The organism is Pseudomonas sp. GW822-FHT03F08 (assembly GCF_058801265.1).
Window position 1 is genome coordinate 206429 of record NZ_JBXANC010000010.1, and the last position, 18841, is coordinate 225269.

The following is an 18841-nucleotide window of genomic DNA, read 5'->3' on the forward strand; positions in this document are numbered from 1 at the left end:
GAACGATGGCTTTAGCGACGATGCGCGTGGCACCGTCGTCGATAATTGCCGGAATCGTTGCATTTTGCGGGTTTAGTGCGCAACCGTCACCCGTAAAGTGTAGATCCCCAGCGGTACTTGCAACTTCGCCCGCTCACCCGCATAACTGAAGCCATGAATCTGCCCCTCCCCAAGGACGCGGCCCTGGCAGGCTTCCACCCCGCTGTCAGCGCCTGGTTCAGCCACACATTCGCGACGGTCACCGCCGCCCAGGCCCGCGCATGGCCGTTGATCCGCCAGCGTCGCTCGACGCTGATCGCCGCGCCCACCGGCTCCGGCAAGACCCTCACCGCATTTCTCGCGGTGCTCGACGATCTGGTCCACCGTGGCCTGGAAACCCCGGACGGTCTGCCGGACGAGACGCTGGTGGTCTACGTTTCGCCGCTCAAGGCGTTGTCCAACGACATCCGCATCAACCTGCAAAATCCGCTGGCCGGGATAACCGACCAGTTACGTCAAATGGACCTGCCGGCACTGGAAATCACCACCGCCGTACGCACCGGTGACACCCCGCAAAAAGACCGCGCCGCCATGCGCAAAAGTGCGCCGCACATTCTGGTGACCACCCCGGAATCGCTCTATGTGCTGCTAGGTTCCGAGTCCGGGCGCAAAATGCTCGGCACCACGCGCACGGTGATCGTCGATGAAATCCACGCCATTGCCGCCAGCAAACGTGGCAGCCACCTGGCCCTGAGCCTAGAACGCTTGCAGGCGCTGTGCGTCGAACCACTGACCCGCATCGGGCTGTCGGCCACGCAAAAACCGATCGATGCGGTCGCACGGTTTCTGGTCGGCCATGAGCGCCCGTGCGAAATCATCGACATCGGCCACGCGCGCCCACGGGATCTGGGCATCGAAGTGCCGCCGGTGCCGTTGTCGGCGGTCATGGCCAATGATGTCTGGGAGCTGGTCTACGACCGCCTCGCCACGCTCGCCCGCGAACACCGCACCACGCTGATTTTCGTCAACACCCGGCGCCTCGCCGAACGCCTGAGTCGGCACCTGAGCGAACGCCTCGGCAAACACGCGGTGGCCGCGCACCACGGCAGTCTGGCCAAGGAGTTTCGTCTCGACGCCGAACAGCGACTCAAGCGTGGCGAGTTGCAAGTGCTGATCGCCACTGCATCGCTGGAACTGGGGATCGACATCGGTGAAGTCGACCTTGTGTGCCAGATCGCTTCGCCGCGCTCGATTGCCGGTTTTCTGCAACGGGTCGGCCGTTCCGGACACCAGGTTGGCGGCACGCCCAAGGGGCGCCTGTTCGCCACCACCCGCGATGACTTGATCGAATGCGTCGCGCTGCTCGACTGCGTGCGCCGGGGCGAACTCGACACCCTGCACATCCCCGAAGCGCCGCTGGATGTGCTGGCGCAACAGATCATCGCCGAGGTCAGTTGCCAGGAGTGGGCCGAGGACGCGTTGCTCGCACTGCTTCGTCACGCGGAACCCTACGCCGACCTCGACGAAAAGCATTATCAGGCGCTGCTGACCATGCTCGCCGAGGGCTACAACGGCCGTCAGGGCATCCGCAGCGCCTACCTGCACCGCGATGCCGTGAGCCGAACCTTGCGCGGACGACGCGGTGCGCGGCTGACGGCCGTGACCAGCGGCGGCACCATCCCCGACAACGCCGACTACAGCGTGCTGCTGGAACCCCAGGGCCTGAACATCGGCAGCGTCAACGAAGACTTCGCCGTGGAAAGCATTGCCGGCGATGTGTTCCAGCTCGGCAACACCTCCTACCGAATCCTGCGGGTGGAAACCGGCAAGGTGCGGGTCGAGGATGCCCAGGGCCAACCGCCGACCATTCCGTTCTGGCTCGGCGAAGCGCCCGGTCGCAGCGCCGAATTGTCGATGGCCGTGGCCCGCCTGCAGGCACAGCTCGATCAACTGCTGAGCGCCAGCCCCGGCGACCTGCAACCGGCCCTCGACTGGCTGACCGCAACCCTGGGACTGGACCTGGCCAGCGCCGAACAGCTTGTGGATTATCTGGCCCGAGCCCGCCTCTCCCTCGGCGCCCTGCCGTCCCAGGACACGCTGCTGATGGAGCGGTTTTTCGACGAATCCGGCGGCACCCAACTGATCATCCATTCGCCGTTCGGCAGTCGTATCAACCGCGCCTGGGGCCTGGCACTGCGCAAGCGCTTCTGCCGCACCTTCAATTTCGAATTGCAGGCCGCCGCCAGCGAAGACGCCATCGTGCTGTCGCTGTCCACCAGCCACAGTTTCGAACTCGACGAAGTCTGGCGTTATCTGCACAGCAACAGCGCCGAGCACATCCTGATTCAAGCGGTGCTGGATGCGCCGTTGTTCGGCGTACGCTGGCGCTGGAACGCCGGGGTGGCGCTGGCCCTGCCGCGCTTTGTCGGCGGGCGAAAAGTCCCGCCGCAGTTGCAGCGAATGAAAAGCGAAGACCTGATCGCCAGCGTGTTTCCCGATCAGATCGCCTGCCTGGAAAATCTCGCCGGCGAACGAGAAATCCCCGAGCATCCGCTGGTGGAACAGACCCTCGACGATTGCCTGCACGAAGCGATGGACAGCGAGGGCTGGCTCGATCTCCTGCGACGGATGGAACGCGGCGAAGTGCGCCTGATCGCCCGCGATCTGCCGGCGCCCTCGCCGCTGGCGGCGGAAATCCTCAGCGCACGCCCCTACACCTTTCTCGACGACGCGCCGCTGGAAGAGCGTCGCACCCAGGCTGTGCTCAACCGCCGCTGGAGCGATCCACAATCCACCGATGACCTCGGTGCGCTGGACGCCGACGCGATCACCGCCGTACGTGAAGAAGCCTGGCCAACGCCGAACAGCCCCGATGAAATGCACGAAGCGCTGATGAGCCTGGCCTGCATCAGCGACCGCGAAGTCGAGGCCAACCTGCATTGGCGCGATTGGCTGAATGCGTTGGCCGACACGGGTCGAGCCTGCCAACTGCAAATCGATCCCGAGCATTCGCTCTGGTTGGCGCGAGAACGCCTGACCTGTCTGCAAGCGCTTTATTCACAGGCATCTTCAGTACTGCAAGCCCTGCCCGGTTTTGACGAAGTCTGGACCGCCGACGATGCCTTGGTGGAAGTCATCCGCGCACGACTGAGTGCATTCGGCCCGCTGCCACTGGAGACCATCGCGCAACCGCTGTCATTGCCGCCCGCTCACGTCCATCAAGCCCTCGCCCGACTGGAACGCGAAGGCTATGTACTGCGCGGTCAATTCACGCCGGGGCTGAAGACTGAAGAATGGTGCGAACGGCATCTGCTGGCGCGAATTCACCGCTACACCGTCAAGCGCCTGCGCCGGGAAATCGAACCGGTGGCGTTGCAGGATTTCATGCGTTTCCTGTTCGACTGGCAGCATGTCTCCCCGTCCACCCGGGGTCAGGGCAGCGCCGTGTTGCCGGCGATTGTCGGTCAGTTCGAAGGCTATCCGGCTGCCGCCTCGGCGTGGGACAGCAACATTCTTCCGGCGCGGCTCAAGGACTATTCACCGAGTTGGCTGGATGATTTGTGCCGCAGCGGAAAACTGGTGTGGACACGCCTCAGCGCCCGGCAAAAAACCAGCGGCACGGCGCTGCGCAGTACGCCCGTGGTGCTGTTGCCGCGCAGTCAGGTCGGGTTGTGGAGCGCACTGGCCGAGCAGACGCCGATCAGTGAACTGTCGCCTAAAACGCAGAAAGTCTTCGAGGCCCTCAGTCAGCACGGGGCGCTGTTTTTCGATGAGCTGATTCATGAAGCGCACCTGCTGCGCACCGAACTGGAAATCGCCTTGCAGGAACTGGTCGGCGCTGGCCTGGTGAACGCCGACAGTTTTGCCGGCCTGCGGGCACTGATCACCCCGGCGAGCAAGCGCCAGCAGCGAAGCAGTCGACGCGGGCGCGGGGCGTTCGTGGGTGGCATGGACGATGCCGGGCGCTGGGCGCTTTTACGTCGTGGGTCAGTTGCGGAAAGCAGCCAGACAGCGCCGCCCGAGACGCTTGAACACATCGCCATGACCTTGTTGCGCCGTTACGGCGTGGTGTTCTGGCGCCTGCTGGAACGCGAAGCCGATTGGCTGCCGAGTTGGCGCGAACTCCTGCGCACCTTTCACCGGCTGGAGGCCCGGGGCGAGATTCGCGGCGGGCGGTTTGTCAGTGGCCTGGCCGGTGAACAATTCGCCCTGCCCGAGGCGATTCCGCTGCTGCGCGAAGTGCGCCGTCGCCCCCATGACGGCAGCCTGATCGCGGTGTGCGGGGTCGATCCGCTGAACCTCGCCGGCACTTTGTTGCCGGGCGCGAAAGTGCCGGCGCTGACGAGCAACCGGCTGGTGTATCGCGACGGGTTGCCGGTGGCGGCCGAGATTGCCGGCAAGCAGCAGTTCTGGCCGGAGCTGGATCAGGTCTCCATGGAACAGGTGCGCAACAAACTGATTCGGCATTGAGCTCAAGAACGCCTTGAGGGCAGCGTTTGATCTTTGCTCCCAGGTCAAATATCAAATGCCCATCCCTGTATTTTTCCTCCCTCGCCAAACCCCGACACTGCGCTCCATTCAATCCTCAACCGGAGTGCTGTCATGCCCATTGCCTTGCTCGCGCTGACGCTCAGCGCATTTGCCATCGGGACGACCGAGTTCGTCATCGTTGGCCTGCTTCCTACCATCGGCGCCGATCTTGGCGTCAGTCTGCCGTCCGCCGGTCTGCTGGTCAGTCTCTACGCCCTCGGCGTGGCCATCGGTGCGCCGGTGCTGACCGCGCTCACCGGCAAAGTCCCGCGCAAACTGTTGCTGCTGTCGCTGATGGTGCTGTTTACCCTCGGCAACCTGCTGGCCTGGCTGGCACCGAGTTATGAATCGTTGGTGCTGGCGCGGATCGTCACCGGCCTTGCCCACGGCGTGTTCTTCTCCATCGGCTCGACCATTGCCACCAGCCTGGTGCCCAAGGAAAAGGCCGCCAGCGCGATTGCAATCATGTTCACCGGCCTGACCGTGGCATTGGTCACCGGCGTGCCGCTGGGCACGTTCATCGGTCAGCATTTCGGCTGGCGTGAAACCTTCCTCGCCGTGTCGGCGCTGGGCGTCATCGCGTTCATCGGCAGCTTGCTGTATGTGCCGAAAAACATCGCCCACAGCAAGCCGGCTTCGTTGCTGCAACAGTTGCAGGTGCTCAAACAGCCGCGCCTGCTGCTGGTCTACGCCATGACCGCCATCGGTTACGGCGGCTCGTTCATTGCCTTCACCTACCTGGCGCCGATTCTTCAGGACATCTCGGGCTTCAGCGCCGGCACGGTCAGCCTGGTGCTGCTGGTGTACGGCGTATCGGTCGCCGTCGGCAATATCTGGGGCGGCAAACTGGCTGACAAGCGCGGGCCGATCAGCGCCCTGAAAATCATCTTCGCCCTGCTCGCCGCCGTGCTGTTCGTGCTCACTTTCACCGCCGGCAACCCGTGGCTGGCACTGGCCACCGTGCTGGTCTGGGGCGCGGTCGCCTTCGGCAACGTGCCGGGTTTGCAGGTGTACGTGGTGCGTCAGGCTGAACATCACACGCCGCAGGCAGTCGATGTGGCTTCAGGGCTGAACATTGCGGCGTTCAACCTCGGGATCGCCGGCGGTGCCTGGGGTGGCGGGCTGATTGTCGAGCACATCGGCCTGATCCACACCGCGTGGATCGGCGGGCTGGTGGTGCTGGTGGCATTGGCCCTGACAGCCTTGAGCGGTCGCCTCGACCGGCTGGGCCCGATGTATGCCGAACCCGCTGAAGGCTCTGCTCGCGTCATTACCGGCCACTGATCCGGCGAATACCGACCGTCCGTAGTCCCGCCGAAACTTTCTCGAACCGCCCGCAGTCACCAATAGACAGAGGCGGTACGAGGACTTTCGACGGGAGGACGGCATGGCGGCGATTCGCATCGATGACTCAAAGGGGCGCCCTGCCCCTTGGCGCGACCAGCGCCACCCCCCTGCGGGCATGCCGTCATGAGCATTCCCGAGCCGGTCGGCGTCACCGATGAACACGCCACCGTCATCACCACGGTGCGTCGTTTCACGGTACTGACGGTCAACACCCACAAGGGCTTCACCGCGCTGAACCGCCGCTTCATTCTCCCGGAACTGCGCGAAGCGGTCCGCAGCGTGTCCGCCGACGTGGTGTTCCTGCAGGAAGTCCACGGCACCCATGAACACCATCCCAAGCGCTACAACAATTGGCCGACGATGCCGCAATACGAGTTCCTCGCCGACAGCCTGTGGCCGCAGTTCGCCTACGGGCGCAACGCGGTGTATCCGGAGGGCGATCACGGAAACGCTCTGCTGTCGAAATTCCAGATCGTGCGCCACGACAACCTCGACGTTTCCATCAGCGGTCATGAAAACCGTGGCCTGTTGCATTGCGTGCTGCGCCTGCCGGGAGACGCTCGCGAATTGCACGCGATCTGCGTGCACCTGGGCCTGCGTGAAAGTCATCGCAACGCACAGCTGAAACTGCTGCGAAAACGCCTCGCCGACCTGCCCGACGATGCACCGGTGATCGTCGCCGGCGACTTCAACGACTGGCGCCAGCGCGCCGATGCGCTGCTGGAACCTTGCGGTCTGCGTGAAGTGTTTGCCGAACATCAGGGCAAACCGGCGCGCAGTTTTCCGGCGCGTTGGCCGGCGTTGCGGCTGGACCGGATCTACGTGCGCAACCTCAAGACCAGCCAGCCGAAGGTGCTCGCCAACCGACCCTGGTCACATCTTTCCGATCACGTGCCGCTGTCAGTGGAGATCGAACTATGAGCAGCGCGCCGCTGGAAAAATCCGCCGTGGAACCGATCACCATCACCCCACCGATCCGCGAGCCCGGCCAAGTCGATGTCGACTATGGCTGGCAGGGCAACAACCGCGTCGAACTGCTGGAAAACGGCGAGGATTATTTCCCGCGAGTCTTCGACGCCATGCGCGCAGCGAAGAGTGAAATCCTGCTGGAGACCTTCATCGTTTTCGAAGACAAGGTCGGCAACGAGTTGCAGCAGATTCTGATCGACGCCGCCCGGCGTGGCGTGCGCACCACCGTCAGTCTCGACGGCTTCGGCTGTGGCGAACTGAGCACCGGCTACCTCACCGCGTTGAGCGAGGCCGGTGTGCACCTGCAAATCTTCGACCCTGCGCCCAAACGCCTGGGTTTTCGCACCAACTGGTTCCGGCGCCTGCACCGCAAGATCGTGGTGGTCGACGGGCTGATTGCATTCATCGGCGGGATCAATTTTTCCGGCGATCACCTGGCGGATTTCGGCCCCGAGGCGAAGCAGGATTACGCGGTGCAAGTTCAGGGCCCGGCGGTGGCCGACATCCATCACTTCGCCCTGCTGCAAAGCGGTCGTCCCGGCCGGGCGCGGTTCTGGTGGCAGCGTCGACGCCAGCGGCGGGCGGAGATGGCGTTCACCGAACATGACGGTCAGGTGCGATTGGTATTTCGCGACAACGACCAGCACCACACCGATATCGAAGACGTTTATTTGCAGGTGTTGCGCCGCGCCCGGCGTCGGGTAGTGATCGCCAACGCGTATTTCTTTCCCGGTTACCGCTTGCTGCGCGAGATTCGTAACGCGGCCCGGCGCGGCGTCGATGTGCGGCTGATCCTGCAGGGCCAGCCGGACATGCTGGTGGCCAAACTTGCGGCGCGCATGACCTATGACTACCTGCTCAAGGCCGGGGTGCAGATCCACGAATATTGCGAGCGTCCGCTGCACGGCAAAGTCGCGCTGGTGGATGAGGAATGGAGCACCGTGGGGTCGAGCAATCTCGATCCGCTTAGTCTCTCGTTGAACCTGGAAGCAAACGTGCTGATCCGTGACCGGGTCTTCAATCAGGAGCTGTTTCGCCGCCTGGAAGATCTCAGCCAAAACCACTGCAAAGCGATGGACGTTGATCAGGCTCCGCGCGGGCGCCTCTGGCACATGACCGTGGGGTTTCTGGTGTTTCACTTCCTGCGTCATTTCCCGGCCATGGCCGGTTGGTTGCCAGCGCACAAGCCTCGGCTGAAGCCCTTCATTCACACTGCCGGGAGCGATCCGTCATGAGCCGCTCCGATGCTCCCGCCGCCACACATTTGAAACCCGCTGCCACATCTCGCTGGAGCCGCTGGAAGCGTCCGCTGACGCTCCTTTTTTTCCTCGCGCTGATCGTCCTGCTGACGATGTTCGCCAGCCGCATCGAATGGGCCGAGGTGCTGCAAACCCTCGCCGACTTCAAGGTGCGCACGCTGATCATCGCTTCCAGCCTGACGCTGCTGAGTTTTCTGGTGTACGCCAGTTTCGACCTGATCGGCCGCACTTACATTCGCCAGGAGCTGACCTGGAAACAGATCCTACCGGTGGGCATCATCAGTTACGCGTTCAACCTCAACCTGAGCGCGTGGGTCGGCGGGATCGCCATGCGTTATCGGCTGTATTCGCGACTCGGCGTGAGCAAAAGCAACATCGCCAAGATCCTCGGGCTGAGCCTGGCCACCAACTGGTTCGGCTACATGACCATCGCCGGCGCGGTGTTCAGCAGCGGTCTGGTGCGCATGCCGCCGGGCTGGAAAGTCAGCAGCAATGCGTTGCAGGGCATCGGCGTTTTGCTGCTGTTGCTGAGTGCCGGTTACCTGGTCGCCTGCCAGTTTTCCCGGCGGCGCGAGTGGTCGATTCGCGGGGTGGAAATCAACCTGCCGTCGCTGCGCATGGCCGTCCTGCAACTGTTGCTCGGCGCGCTGAACTGGTCGTTGATGGCGGCGGTGATTTTCACCTTGCTGCCGGACAAACTCGACTACCCACTGGTGCTCGGGGTGCTGCTGATCAGCGCGATTGCCGGGGTCATCACTCACATTCCGGCCGGGCTCGGCGTACTCGAAGCGGTGTTCGTGGCGCTGCTGCAACACGAGGCTTCGCGCGGCAGTCTGGTGGCAGGCTTGCTGGCCTATCGGGCGATCTATTTCCTGCTGCCGCTGGTGATTACCGTGCTGATGTACCTGGTGGTGGAAGCCAAGGCCAAGGCATTGCGGATCGAGAAGAAACCCAAATCTGATCAGCGCGACTGAATGATGCTCAACCGTTCGCCCACCACCATTTCGGTGATCCAGTCGACCAGGATCGAGGTGTAGGCCTGCTGAGAAGTTGGATCGCTCAGGGCATGGTCGGCGCCGTCGATGATGCGGTGAGTCAGCGAGTGGGTCTGCTGGCACGCGGCGCGATAACTCATGATCGTCGCGTGGGGCACGTAGTCATCGGTTTCCGATTGCACCAGCAGCACGTCGCCGGTGAATTGCGAGCAGGCATGCAGCGCCCGATTGCTGTCGGCGCGCACCAGCGTACCGCGATAATCGCGCAGGTCAGCCTTGTCCAATTCGCGTTTGGGTGTGTGCCATTGCTCATCGCGATACAGCGCCGGCACCCGCAGCGCCAGCCAGCGCACCGGGCGCAATGAGGTGAGGATCGAAGCGAGATAACCGCCGTAGCTGGTGCCGACCACCGCGATGGCCGAGGTGTCCAGCGCCGGGTGCGCGAGCAGCCGGTCGTAGGCCGCCAGCAAGTCGCGCAGGTTGTCTTCACGGGTGACCCGGCTCAGCGGAATACCGGTGCCGCCGGTGTGCCCGCGCAAGTCGAAAGTCAGGCACACGCAGCCCAGGCCGGCGATGCCTTTGGCCCGTTCCAGATCTCGCTCCTGGCTACCGCCCCAACCGTGCACGAACAACACACCGGGGACTTTCGATTTGGGGCTGAGGAAGGTCCCGCTCATCTGCTCGTCATCAATGTCGATCTGAATGCTTTCGCTTCTAGCCGTCATAGGATTTGACCGTCACGTATTTGAGGAGAAAGTCGCTGTTCTCGGCAGGGCCGCGATAGACCTCGATAGCATCCGCTGGCAGGGCCTGGTCGATGTAGGTTTCCACCGACGACACGCGGATCGCGCACATCGACGGATCGTTGACGAAACTCTGCAACGCCGCCACTTCGGCACTGCTCGCGCCGCCCATGCGCCAGGATTGTTCGAGTACGCCGCTGCGCCGTTGGCCGTTGCTGTCCAGACCTTGAGCGATGTCATAGTTGCGTCGCGAAGCGTAGAACCGTGGATAGGCTTCATCCGCCGCGCGGTCGAACACCTGCGCCTGTTCGATGGCCAGCCGCACATCGTCCGGCAGATCCAGTTTCAGCAGTTCCTCGTAGCCGCCCTGCACCACCAGCAGGTTCGAGCCGCCGTACACGTCTTCGCCGTGGGCATCCTCGGTCAAGTATTGATCACCGCAGTAACTGAGCACCCGGTCGCCGATGAATGACTGACCGACGCTGTGGGTAACTACCTGGCTCAAGTCCTGCTCCAGCACCACGCCTTCGCTGAACTGTTTTGCAATGTCCGGGCGAGTGAGGATCTCGTCGAAAGCGTCGAGGCTCTTGATCACTTCCTGTCCGCGACCGGCGCACGCATGAATCGGCTTGAGGCGGATCGGTCCGCTGTACAGCAGATGTTCGGCGGCGGGTCGTGCATCCTCCAGGGCAAACACGCTGAGCCCGTCGAGCACGACATTGCGCGTGCGTTCGGAGAACTGCGGCGACCAGCCTTGCGGCGCGCGGGCCAGATGACTGCGCAAACCGTGGCTGATGGCTTTGGTGCAGATGAAATCGTGCTCGACGAAACCGCCCCACAGATCGTCCGGGCCTTTGATACCCAGCTCATGGGCCTTGGCAGCGCCGACGATGGTTTGGGTCGGCAGCAGATACAGGTCGCGACCACGATGCTTTTGCGCGTCGTAACTGCCACCGAATGTCAGCCCGAGAATCTGCGCCAGCCAGCGGGCCAGCGCCTTGTTGGTCTGCACTTCGTGTTGAGGTGCGTCGGGGCGTACGGAATGGGCGACCACTATTTTGTTGCGAGGTGTCGGGGTCATGCGTCCCCCTTCCTGCGGCTCGATGAATGTAGGTCAGAGGGTGCAGAGATCAGGCCAAACGGCTGCTGCGCGAAACCCCACGCAAATCAGTGAATTAGCCTTTTCGTACTGGCACCCCGCCCGTTTCAATCTGCACGACTGCCGCAATGGCCCCGGCATTTTGCACGAACGTCAGACGCTATCTCGCCAGCGCCGTCGGCGGTGTCACGCCAAACCGCGCCCGATAATCGCTCGGCGCCAGCCCGGTGATTTTCTTGAAGATGGCGCGAAATGCACCCGGATCCTGATAACCCACCGTCCACGCGATATGGTCGATGGTGCTGTTGGTGAACTCGAGCATTTCCCGTGCCTTGCCGACCCGCAGGTGCTGACAGTACTCGGTGGGTTTCAGGCCGGTCGCGGCACGGAAACGACGCAGGAATGTGCGCTCCTCCAGCCCCGAGCGCTCAGCCATCGAGGCCAGCGAAACGTCAGTCGCACCGGTGCTTTGCAGCCAGTGCTGGACCTTGAGAATCGACGCATCGCCATGGCTGAGGATCGGCGCGAAATTGCTGCCGCAGGCACTGGCGCTGTCGCTGTGTTCCATCACCAGGAACCGCGCAGTGGCGCTGGCGATGCTCGGCCCGAGCAGACGATCGACCAGTCGCAGCCCCAGCTCCGACCAGGCCATCAGCCCGGCGGTGGTGATCAGGTCGCCGTCATCGACAATCGGTGTGTCGGCCTTGAGCTTGATGTCTGGATAACGCTCGGCAAACGCCTTGGCCGAGGTCCAGTGAGTGGTGGCGCTGCGACCGTCGAGCAGGCCGCTTTCGGCCAGCAGCCACGAGCCCACGCAGACTCCGCCCAGCGTCGCGCCACGGGCATGCTGATCGCGCAGCCATTGCAGCAATCCCGGCGATGTCTGCTCTGCACTGAACCCGGCGATCGAAGGTGGGATCAGCACCGCCAGCAAGCCTGTTTCGGCTGCAGGATGACTGTCGTAAACCCTGACCGGAGCCTGTTCGTTTTCGACCTGCCAGTGACTCACCCGCAGCCTTGGCAATTGCGCGGCCTGATGCTCGACCGCGATCCGGTCGGCCACGCCGAACAGGTCGGTCAAACCATGCACCGCCGCCAGTTGCGCACCGGGATAAATCAGCACGCCCAATTCGGCAACGGCCCTTTCAACACCCATTGTCAGTTTTCCCCTGTCTATTGTCGGTGCGGCCAATCCTCGAAGACGTAGCTGGCGCCGATACTGATTCCACACCCAACAAACACTTCGAGGACACACCCATGGCCAGGCAAGCACTCATCGTAGTCGATATCCAGAACGACTACTTCCCCCAAGGCAAGTGGCCGCTGGCCGGTGTCGACGCCGCCGCGGACAACGCCGCCCGGCTGATCGCGGCGTTTCGTGAGGCCGGTGATTCGGTGGTGCATATCCGCCACGAATTCACCTCCCCCGAAGCACCGTTTTTCACCCCCGGCTCCGAAGGCGCCAAACTGCATCCGAAAGTCCTCAACCGCGCCGACGAACCGGTGGTGCTCAAGCACTTCGTCAACTCGTTCCGCGAAACCGAACTGCAATCGATCCTTGATGAGCAAGACATCAAGGAACTGGTGGTGGTCGGCAGCATGAGCCACATGTGCATCGATGGCGTCACCCGTGCGGCGGCGGATCTGGGTTACACCGTCACGGTGATCCACGATGCCTGCGCCACCCGCGATCTGGAATTCAATGGCCTGACCGTGCCGGCGGCCTACGTACACGCGGCATTCATGTCATCGCTGGGTTTTGCCTACGCCAGCGTGGTCTCGGCAGACGAATTCCTCGCCGCCAGCCGTTAATCCTCGTCCGCGAACCTTCGCAATAGACACAGGCCCGCCATGTTGCGGGCCTTTTTTCGTGCGCTGAAAAAATCTCACGCGTGAGCCATTGATGGCACTTTGAATTGGTTGTAGTGTGGCTCACGCGTGAGTTATTCATAACAGAGTCATCGCCATGAAAAGCAACTCCCCAGCAACAAAATCGGAGAGCCCGAAGGGAGTACGCTCGACAACGTCCGCGAAAAAACCATCGAGTTTCTATATGAAGCAGATGCGTGCGGGCCTGGCGGCCGCCGGTTATGTGAAACACGAAACTTGGGTGCTTCCGGAGAACCGAAGCTTGCTCAAGCAAATGGAGCAACAGCTACGCCAACCGATTCTGGCTGGCTCTTTCATGTCGGAGAATTACATGAGCGCAGGCAACAACTGGAACATCGATAGCCTCTACAACGCTTTCAAGGCACTGGACGAAGTGGCTTCGCAAGAAATCACCCTGTCCCTGATCCAGAGCGCCGAACCCAGCCTCAAGCTGGAAATGAACGAATTCGGCGGCCTGCCGATTCACATCGCCATCGCGGGTCAGCAGATCATCGTCGACACCGTGCTGGTGGACATCGATTCGATCACCGACGTGCGCACCTTCAACGATGCGGTCCTGCGCAGCCGGGAAATGTTCCCGCTGTCGTCGATCGGCATCGAGACCATGCCCAACGGCCAGACTGTCTACAACATGTTCGGCGCGCTGAGTGCAGATTCGAGCCTGACCAACGTGGTCACCGAGGTGAAAACCCTGGTCGATAACGTGCAGCGCGCCAGCGAAGCCTTCGAACATTTCTTCAAGTAATCAACAGGGAAAGTCCAATGACTCAGTCCATCTGGAACAAGTTGTTCACCGCGCTGCGCGGCGGCGCCAATGAAGTCGGCGAAGCGATCGTCGATCAACAGGCCCTGCGCATCCTCGATCAGGAAATCCGTGACGCCGACAGCGCCCTGTCCAACGCCCGTCGCGAACTGGTCACCATCATGGCCAAGCACAAGCTGTCCGCCGACCGCGTGAGCGAGTACGACGCCAAGATCAAGGATCTGGAAGCCAAGGCAGTCTCTGCCCTGAACGCCGGCCGTGAAGACCTGGCGATGGAAGTGGCCGAGGCGATTTCGACCCTGACCAACGACCTGACCACCGAGAAGGCCCAGAGCGACGAGTTCGGCACCTACGCCGACAACATGCGCAAGGACATCAACAAGGCCGAAGCGCGGATCAAGAGCCTGCGTCAGCAAGTGGACATGGCCAAGGCCCGTGAAAGCGTGCAGAAAGCACAGGTCAGCGCCTCCATCGCCAGCGGCGGCGCCAACGGCAAGCTGGAAACCGCAGTCGGCACCCTGAACCGTCTGCAAGAGAAGCAAAAGCAACGCGCCGCCGAGCTGAACGCTCAGGACGAACTGGCCGATGCCACGACCGGCAACGACCTGGAACGCAAACTGCGCGACGCCGGCATCACGCCGAACGAGGGCAGCGCCAACGCGATCCTCGAGCGACTGAAGCAGAAGTCGGCCCAGTAAGGGCAGCCAGAGAAAAGAAGGGCACCGGGTGCCCTTCTTTTTCGCCTGCTCGTTTGTCACGAGGCCGGTACACTAGCGGCGTTTTGCCAACGAACGCCTCCACCCGCTTCAAGGAATGTACCCATGGGATGGTTAAAGAACTTGCTGGGGACCCCGGCTCCAACACCTGAAGCTGTCGGCGGCCCGCTTGGCCTGGCGCAGGGCAAGGGGATCCGGTTCGATACGACGCTCGGCCTGCTGCTCGATGGCAGCACCTCGGTACGGGTTCCCGATGCCCAGGCCATCTGGAGCGCCGGCTGGATCGACCTCGGCCAGTCGAACAAGCTGCATCGCTATTACCTGAACAACGAAGATTTCTGGCTGCAGGTGCATGTCACCGGCGACGATCAGATCGAATCGGTGACACTGTTCAATTACCTCAGCTACGTCACGGTCAACAGTGACGCCGAGCTGCAGCGCCTGGCGGGCCCGAACAGCCTGATCGGCCTGCCGGCCTACACCCATGACGGCGTGTCCTTCACCCGTGAATGGGGCACCGAACGCGGCCAGACCGAACTGGTCCCGCTCACCGAACAAGTGATCAATCCCGACGAGTCCTACACCATCGAACACCATTCGATGCTGTACGCCCGGGAAACCGGCCTGACCGACCGTCGAGAGCTGCTGCTGTTCTCCGTCGAACAGGACGAAGAAGGCACCGTCAGCCTGAGCACATCGCTGGGCATCTCGCTGTACACCACCGATCTGAGCACCATTTAAAAGGAAGTTCCCCATGCTGGAAGTGCTGTCCGTTTCCCTGAACAAGGCCGCGCTGGTCGGTTTCGCCGCCTACCTGATCGGCGCCGTGCTGCTGTTCATGCTGTTTCAGTTCGTCTACACCCGCATCACGCCGCACAAGGAATTCGAACTGATTCGCGGCGGCAACAACGCTGCCGCCATCGCCCTGTCGGGTGCGATCATCGGTTTCGCGATTCCGGCGAGCAACATCATCGCCCACTCGATCAACGTCCTCGATTTCGTGCTCTGGGCGGTGATCGCCGCTGCGGTGCAATTGCTGGCATTCCTGGCGACCGGCCTGGTGCTCAAAGGCACGTCCCAACGCATCGCCAATGGTGAAATCGCCGCCGGCATCTACGTCGCGGCGGTGGCGATCAGCGTCGGCATGCTCAACGCCGCGTGCATGACACCGTCCTACTGATCGGCAGGAAGCCTGAGATGAAACGAAGCAAGTACGTTCAACTGTCCCTGGCGGCCTCCGTGGCGCTGGCGATTTCCGGCGAAGTGGCCGCCCAGGAACAACGCAACTTCCAGAGCGTGGAACAGTGCGTTGACGCCGAAGTGGCCGCCGATGCCTGCTCGAACGCCTACGTCGCGGCCCTGACCGAACACCGGCGCATCGCCCCGGCCTATGACGATAAAGCGCAGTGCGACGCAGACTTCGCCGCCGGCTGGTGTCAGAAAAATTCCGACGGCCGCTTTGTACCGAAGCTGGGTGGCTTCAAGGTGCCGCAGAACGTTGAGCCGGCGCAGAACCTCGATGCGATCGCCAATGCGCAGATGCCAGCGGGTGACCCGGCACCTGCCCAGACCACACAGAGCACTTCCCATGGTTCCAGTGGCGGTGGTAACGGCTGGCTCAGCGGATGGCTGATCGGCAATGCCATGAGCAACAATCGCGCAAGCGACACGCGGACGGTCTATCGCGATCGTGACACTCGCCAGACGTACGACACTTCGACGCTGAACCGCCGGATCGAATCGGCTCCGACGACTCGAAACGATTCGGACTACACCAGCTCCCGAAGCAAATCGGTCAACGTGGCGTCTTCGACTTCCCGTGGCGGTTTCGGCAGCCAGTCCAGTGCACGCAGCGGTTGGGGCGGCTGGGGCAGTTCGAGCAGCTGATCATGAAGAAGATCCATTGCGCTGAGCGCCCCGACTGGAAACAGACCGCCGAAAGCCTCGGCTTCCTGTTTCACACCATCGACGACGAACCCTATTGGGACGAACGCGCGTACTACCAGTTCACGCTCGCGCAGATCGAAAACGATCTCGAGGATCCGACTACCGAACTGCACGAGATGTGCATGGACCTGGTCGACCGGGTGGTGCACAGCGAAGAGTTGCTCGATCGCCTGAGCATCCCAGCGTCGTACTACGACATGATCCGAACATCCTGGCTGGAAGGTCATCCGCATCTGTACGGACGCATGGACTTCTCCTACAGCGGCAACGGCCCGGCAAAGTTGCTGGAGCTCAACTACGACACGCCCACCAGCCTGTACGAAGCAGCGGCGTTCCAGTGGGGCTGGCTGGAGCAATGCATCGAGCGCGGAATGCTGCCGCGCCATGCCGACCAGTTCAACAGCATCGACACCCGCCTGCACGAAGCCTTTGCCCAGCTGAAGCTCAAGCGCCCGTTCTACTTTGCCTCGATGAAAGGCTCGGTCGAGGACAAGGGCACCACGGACTACCTGCGACTGATCGCGGAAAAGGTCGGCATCGAATCACGGCACATCGATATCGAAGACATCGGCCTGACTCCCGAGGGACGTTTTGTCGATCTTGAAGATCGCTGGATCCCGCACCTGTTCAAGCTGCACGCCTGGGAGTTCATTTTCCATGAGCCATTCGGCGCAGCCATCGCCGAATGCGACACGCAGTTTTTCGAACCGGCCTGGAAATCCATTCTCTCCAACAAGGGCGCCCTGCCCCTGCTCTGGGAGCTGCACAAGGGCCATCCGAACCTGCTGGCGGCGCATCTCGACCCGAATCCGGGCAGCGCGGTGCCCAAGGGCTGGGTACGCAAACCGTACTTTTCCCGGGAAGGCGCCAACATCGAGCTGCAAACCGCCGACGGTCTGGTCGTCAAAGAGGACGGCCCCTACACGGACGCGCCCTTCATCCTGCAGGAATTTGCGCCGCTGCCCAAGTTCGATGACAGCTACACGCTGATCGGCTCCTGGGTGATTGGTGATCAGGCCGCAGGAATAGGCGTGCGCGAAGACAACAGTCTGATCACCAAGGATTCAAGCCGGTTTTTACCGCATCTGATTCTTGACTGATTCGAGGCTGGCAATAAAAAACCCGTAGCGTTTGCGCGCTACGGGTTTTTCGTTTCCGGCATCGGTTACGACAATTCGGTCGTACGCACCGGCACCTCGGACGCTCGCTTTTCCTTGACCGGCTCGACGGTGCTGACCCCGACCATTCTCCGGCGTGCGATTTCCGCACCGCGACGACGCAATGGGGTTTCGACAAAACGATAGTTCAACTCGCTGCACACCAGCATGATTGCAAACGAGGTCAGCAACATCGGCACGGTGAACTCCGCACCCAACGCGACACCCCGTTCGCTGGCCACCCGGCTCCAGATCTCGGTGCTCAGGTGGTAGGCGAACATATGCACAACGTACAAGGCATACGAGCGCGACCCCAGCCATTGCCCGAGCCCACTCAAAATCGCCGGGCAGTAGATGTAGCCCTTCTGGTAGCTGGAAAGCCAGACGAGAATCAACGCATTGATTGCGATCAGCCCCACCGCGATCGGCATGGCGACCATCTGACCGGCAATGGCACCGAGCATGTAAAGCAGGAACAGCGTGAGCGCCAGCCGCTTGAACAAGCTGGCCCCCAATGCCGTGGGTTCAATGTCCTTGTACAGCGATGTGCGCGTGAACAGGCACAGCAAAATGCCCCACATCATCGCATCCAGACGGAACGAGAACAGCATGCCGGCCAATGGCCCGCCAAACGCATAGCGATTGAAGGGGAACTGCACGGCAATCAGCGCGATCAGGGTAATCACCCGCCAGCGCGTGGAGGTGATCAGCAGCAGGAACAGCGGGAAAATGAAGTAAAACTGCTCCTCCAGCGCCAGGCTCCAGTACACCGAGTTCGGCCCCAGCAGTACACCGTACTGGTTCGCCAGATTCCCCGTGAACGTCGCGACGGCGGTGAAGCTGCGCAGATTCTCGAACCACGACTGGAAGGCATTCGACTGGTTGAAAAAGATCGAAAACGCCAACGGGATCAGTACCCACAGCCACGCCGTAGGCAGCAGACGATAGGCGCGACGAATCCAGAATGAAGTGGCGGCGAGGCCGAACCGGTTTTGCTCGCGGTTCTTGTCGAAATAGTCGAGATAGGCCTTGCTGACGACAAAACCTGAAATACAGAAAAACAGATCCACCCCCGACCAAGGGGAATAGACGTTGAACAGCTTTTCCATGAACTCGGCATGGAACGGCAGTAACAGCGAGCTGTGAGCAAACACCGTCATCAGGATAGCCACGCCGCGCAGGTACTCGATTTCCTTGTTCTTGCTACTGCTCATTGTTTTCTCTTGTTCTTGTGGTGGAACTGACACCCGACGCCGGGGAGCCCGCTCTTGCAAAATGGACGGGCTCGAAAGCGCCGGACCGATCATGGATTGGCTTGCCGCGGCCTTCAAGACTCTACGCGAAACTTTATTGCCCTGACTGCCGGGACCGATCAGTCAGTTCACGATCATCCAAAAGATGTTTACGACGCCAGAAACGACGAAGCCCCCGCAATGCGGGGGCTTCG

The 18841-nt window shown here is 61.9% G+C and carries 16 protein-coding genes; 12 read left to right on the forward strand and 4 right to left on the reverse strand.

Features of this window, described 5'->3' with window-relative positions:
* Window positions 1–153 precede the first annotated feature (153 nt).
* The 5 genes from AC1RME_RS24360 to AC1RME_RS24380 all read left to right on the forward strand — a co-directional run bounded on the left by AC1RME_RS24360 (window position 154) and on the right by AC1RME_RS24380 (window position 9058).
* Entirely contained in the window at window positions 154–4449 is a 4296-nt protein-coding gene (locus AC1RME_RS24360) for a DEAD/DEAH box helicase (RefSeq protein ID WP_493091868.1), read from the forward strand.
* Between the two features lie 132 nt (window positions 4450–4581).
* Complete coding sequence (locus AC1RME_RS24365; RefSeq protein WP_493072931.1) at window positions 4582–5793, forward strand: MFS transporter; 1212 nt, start codon at window positions 4582–4584, stop codon at window positions 5791–5793.
* A gap of 186 nt (window positions 5794–5979) precedes the next feature.
* Window positions 5980–6777, forward strand: a complete 798-nt coding sequence (locus AC1RME_RS24370) for an endonuclease/exonuclease/phosphatase family protein (RefSeq protein WP_102620877.1) — start codon at window positions 5980–5982, stop codon at window positions 6775–6777.
* On the forward strand, window positions 6774–8060 hold the full coding sequence (gene clsB, locus AC1RME_RS24375) for a cardiolipin synthase ClsB (RefSeq protein WP_493091870.1): 1287 nt from the start codon (window positions 6774–6776) through the stop codon (window positions 8058–8060). The genes AC1RME_RS24370 and clsB overlap by 4 nt, the downstream gene beginning before the upstream one ends.
* Window positions 8057–9058 carry a lysylphosphatidylglycerol synthase domain-containing protein gene (locus AC1RME_RS24380; RefSeq protein ID WP_493091871.1) on the forward strand — a complete coding sequence of 334 codons (1002 nt, stop codon included), beginning with the start codon at window positions 8057–8059 and terminating at the stop codon, window positions 9056–9058. Before clsB ends, AC1RME_RS24380 begins: the two co-directional genes overlap by 4 nt.
* Here the strand turns inward: AC1RME_RS24380 and AC1RME_RS24385 are convergent.
* The 3 genes from AC1RME_RS24385 to AC1RME_RS24395 all read right to left on the reverse strand — a co-directional run bounded on the left by AC1RME_RS24385 (window position 9046) and on the right by AC1RME_RS24395 (window position 12077).
* Window positions 9046–9804, reverse strand: a complete 759-nt coding sequence (locus tag AC1RME_RS24385) for an alpha/beta hydrolase family protein (RefSeq protein ID WP_493072927.1) — start codon at window positions 9802–9804, stop codon at window positions 9046–9048. The two genes, AC1RME_RS24380 and AC1RME_RS24385, sit on opposite strands and share 13 nt — an antisense overlap.
* Window positions 9794–10903, reverse strand: a complete 1110-nt coding sequence (locus tag AC1RME_RS24390; RefSeq protein ID WP_493091872.1) for a DUF3182 family protein — start codon at window positions 10901–10903, stop codon at window positions 9794–9796. Before AC1RME_RS24390 ends, AC1RME_RS24385 begins: the two co-directional genes overlap by 11 nt.
* A 178-nt stretch (window positions 10904–11081) precedes the next feature.
* Window positions 11082–12077, reverse strand: a complete 996-nt coding sequence (locus AC1RME_RS24395) for a GlxA family transcriptional regulator (protein WP_096820733.1) — start codon at window positions 12075–12077, stop codon at window positions 11082–11084.
* Window positions 12078–12178: 101 nt separating this feature from the next.
* Between AC1RME_RS24395 and AC1RME_RS24400 the strand changes: the two genes are divergently transcribed.
* From AC1RME_RS24400 to AC1RME_RS24430, 7 genes are all read left to right on the forward strand, one after another.
* Window positions 12179–12733, forward strand: a complete 555-nt coding sequence (locus AC1RME_RS24400; protein WP_493091873.1) for a cysteine hydrolase family protein — start codon at window positions 12179–12181, stop codon at window positions 12731–12733.
* Between the two features lie 154 nt (window positions 12734–12887).
* Window positions 12888–13556, forward strand: coding sequence for a YjfI family protein (locus AC1RME_RS24405; RefSeq protein WP_493091874.1), 669 nt, complete (start codon window positions 12888–12890; stop codon window positions 13554–13556).
* Between the two features lie 17 nt (window positions 13557–13573).
* Window positions 13574–14272 (forward strand): PspA/IM30 family protein, encoded by a 699-nt coding sequence (locus AC1RME_RS24410; RefSeq protein ID WP_192559111.1) that lies wholly within the window; start codon window positions 13574–13576, stop codon window positions 14270–14272.
* 123 nt (window positions 14273–14395) lie between these two features.
* The gene (locus tag AC1RME_RS24415) at window positions 14396–15031 is read left to right on the forward strand and encodes a DUF2491 family protein (protein ID WP_493091875.1); all 636 of its coding nucleotides are present in this window, start codon (window positions 14396–14398) and stop codon (window positions 15029–15031) included.
* Between the two features lie 13 nt (window positions 15032–15044).
* A complete protein-coding gene (locus AC1RME_RS24420; RefSeq protein ID WP_102620885.1) occupies window positions 15045–15470 on the forward strand; it encodes a DUF350 domain-containing protein in 426 nt (141 codons plus the stop codon).
* Window positions 15471–15487: 17 nt separating this feature from the next.
* Window positions 15488–16177, forward strand: a complete 690-nt coding sequence (locus AC1RME_RS24425) for a DUF1190 domain-containing protein (protein WP_493091876.1) — start codon at window positions 15488–15490, stop codon at window positions 16175–16177.
* Window positions 16178–16179: 2 nt separating this feature from the next.
* A complete protein-coding gene (locus tag AC1RME_RS24430) occupies window positions 16180–17337 on the forward strand; it encodes a glutathionylspermidine synthase family protein (protein WP_096820926.1) in 1158 nt (385 codons plus the stop codon).
* Window positions 17338–17402: 65 nt separating this feature from the next.
* Here the strand turns inward: AC1RME_RS24430 and AC1RME_RS24435 are convergent, their stop codons facing one another.
* Window positions 17403–18608 carry an acyltransferase family protein gene (locus AC1RME_RS24435; protein ID WP_096820727.1) on the reverse strand — a complete coding sequence of 402 codons (1206 nt, stop codon included), beginning with the start codon at window positions 18606–18608 and terminating at the stop codon, window positions 17403–17405.
* Window positions 18609–18841: the final 233 nt, after the last annotated feature.

What these genes read in the sequence shown, in the direction of transcription:
- AC1RME_RS24360 (WP_493091868.1), top strand. Translation starts at nt 154, where the DNA reads ATGAATCTGCCCCTCCCCAAGGACGCGGCCCTGGCAGGCTTCCACCCC.
- AC1RME_RS24365 (WP_493072931.1), top strand. Translation starts at nt 4,582, where the DNA reads ATGCCCATTGCCTTGCTCGCGCTGACGCTCAGCGCATTTGCCATCGGG.
- AC1RME_RS24370 (WP_102620877.1), top strand. Translation starts at nt 5,980, where the DNA reads ATGAGCATTCCCGAGCCGGTCGGCGTCACCGATGAACACGCCACCGTC.
- clsB (WP_493091870.1), top strand. Translation starts at nt 6,774, where the DNA reads ATGAGCAGCGCGCCGCTGGAAAAATCCGCCGTGGAACCGATCACCATC.
- AC1RME_RS24380 (WP_493091871.1), top strand. Translation starts at nt 8,057, where the DNA reads ATGAGCCGCTCCGATGCTCCCGCCGCCACACATTTGAAACCCGCTGCC.
- AC1RME_RS24385 (WP_493072927.1), bottom strand. Translation starts at nt 9,804, where the DNA reads ATGACGGCTAGAAGCGAAAGCATTCAGATCGACATTGATGACGAGCAG.
- AC1RME_RS24390 (WP_493091872.1), bottom strand. Translation starts at nt 10,903, where the DNA reads ATGACCCCGACACCTCGCAACAAAATAGTGGTCGCCCATTCCGTACGC.
- AC1RME_RS24395 (WP_096820733.1), bottom strand. Translation starts at nt 12,077, where the DNA reads ATGGGTGTTGAAAGGGCCGTTGCCGAATTGGGCGTGCTGATTTATCCC.
- AC1RME_RS24400 (WP_493091873.1), top strand. Translation starts at nt 12,179, where the DNA reads ATGGCCAGGCAAGCACTCATCGTAGTCGATATCCAGAACGACTACTTC.
- AC1RME_RS24405 (WP_493091874.1), top strand. Translation starts at nt 12,888, where the DNA reads ATGAAAAGCAACTCCCCAGCAACAAAATCGGAGAGCCCGAAGGGAGTA.
- AC1RME_RS24410 (WP_192559111.1), top strand. Translation starts at nt 13,574, where the DNA reads ATGACTCAGTCCATCTGGAACAAGTTGTTCACCGCGCTGCGCGGCGGC.
- AC1RME_RS24415 (WP_493091875.1), top strand. Translation starts at nt 14,396, where the DNA reads ATGGGATGGTTAAAGAACTTGCTGGGGACCCCGGCTCCAACACCTGAA.
- AC1RME_RS24420 (WP_102620885.1), top strand. Translation starts at nt 15,045, where the DNA reads ATGCTGGAAGTGCTGTCCGTTTCCCTGAACAAGGCCGCGCTGGTCGGT.
- AC1RME_RS24425 (WP_493091876.1), top strand. Translation starts at nt 15,488, where the DNA reads ATGAAACGAAGCAAGTACGTTCAACTGTCCCTGGCGGCCTCCGTGGCG.
- AC1RME_RS24430 (WP_096820926.1), top strand. Translation starts at nt 16,180, where the DNA reads ATGAAGAAGATCCATTGCGCTGAGCGCCCCGACTGGAAACAGACCGCC.
- AC1RME_RS24435 (WP_096820727.1), bottom strand. Translation starts at nt 18,608, where the DNA reads ATGAGCAGTAGCAAGAACAAGGAAATCGAGTACCTGCGCGGCGTGGCT.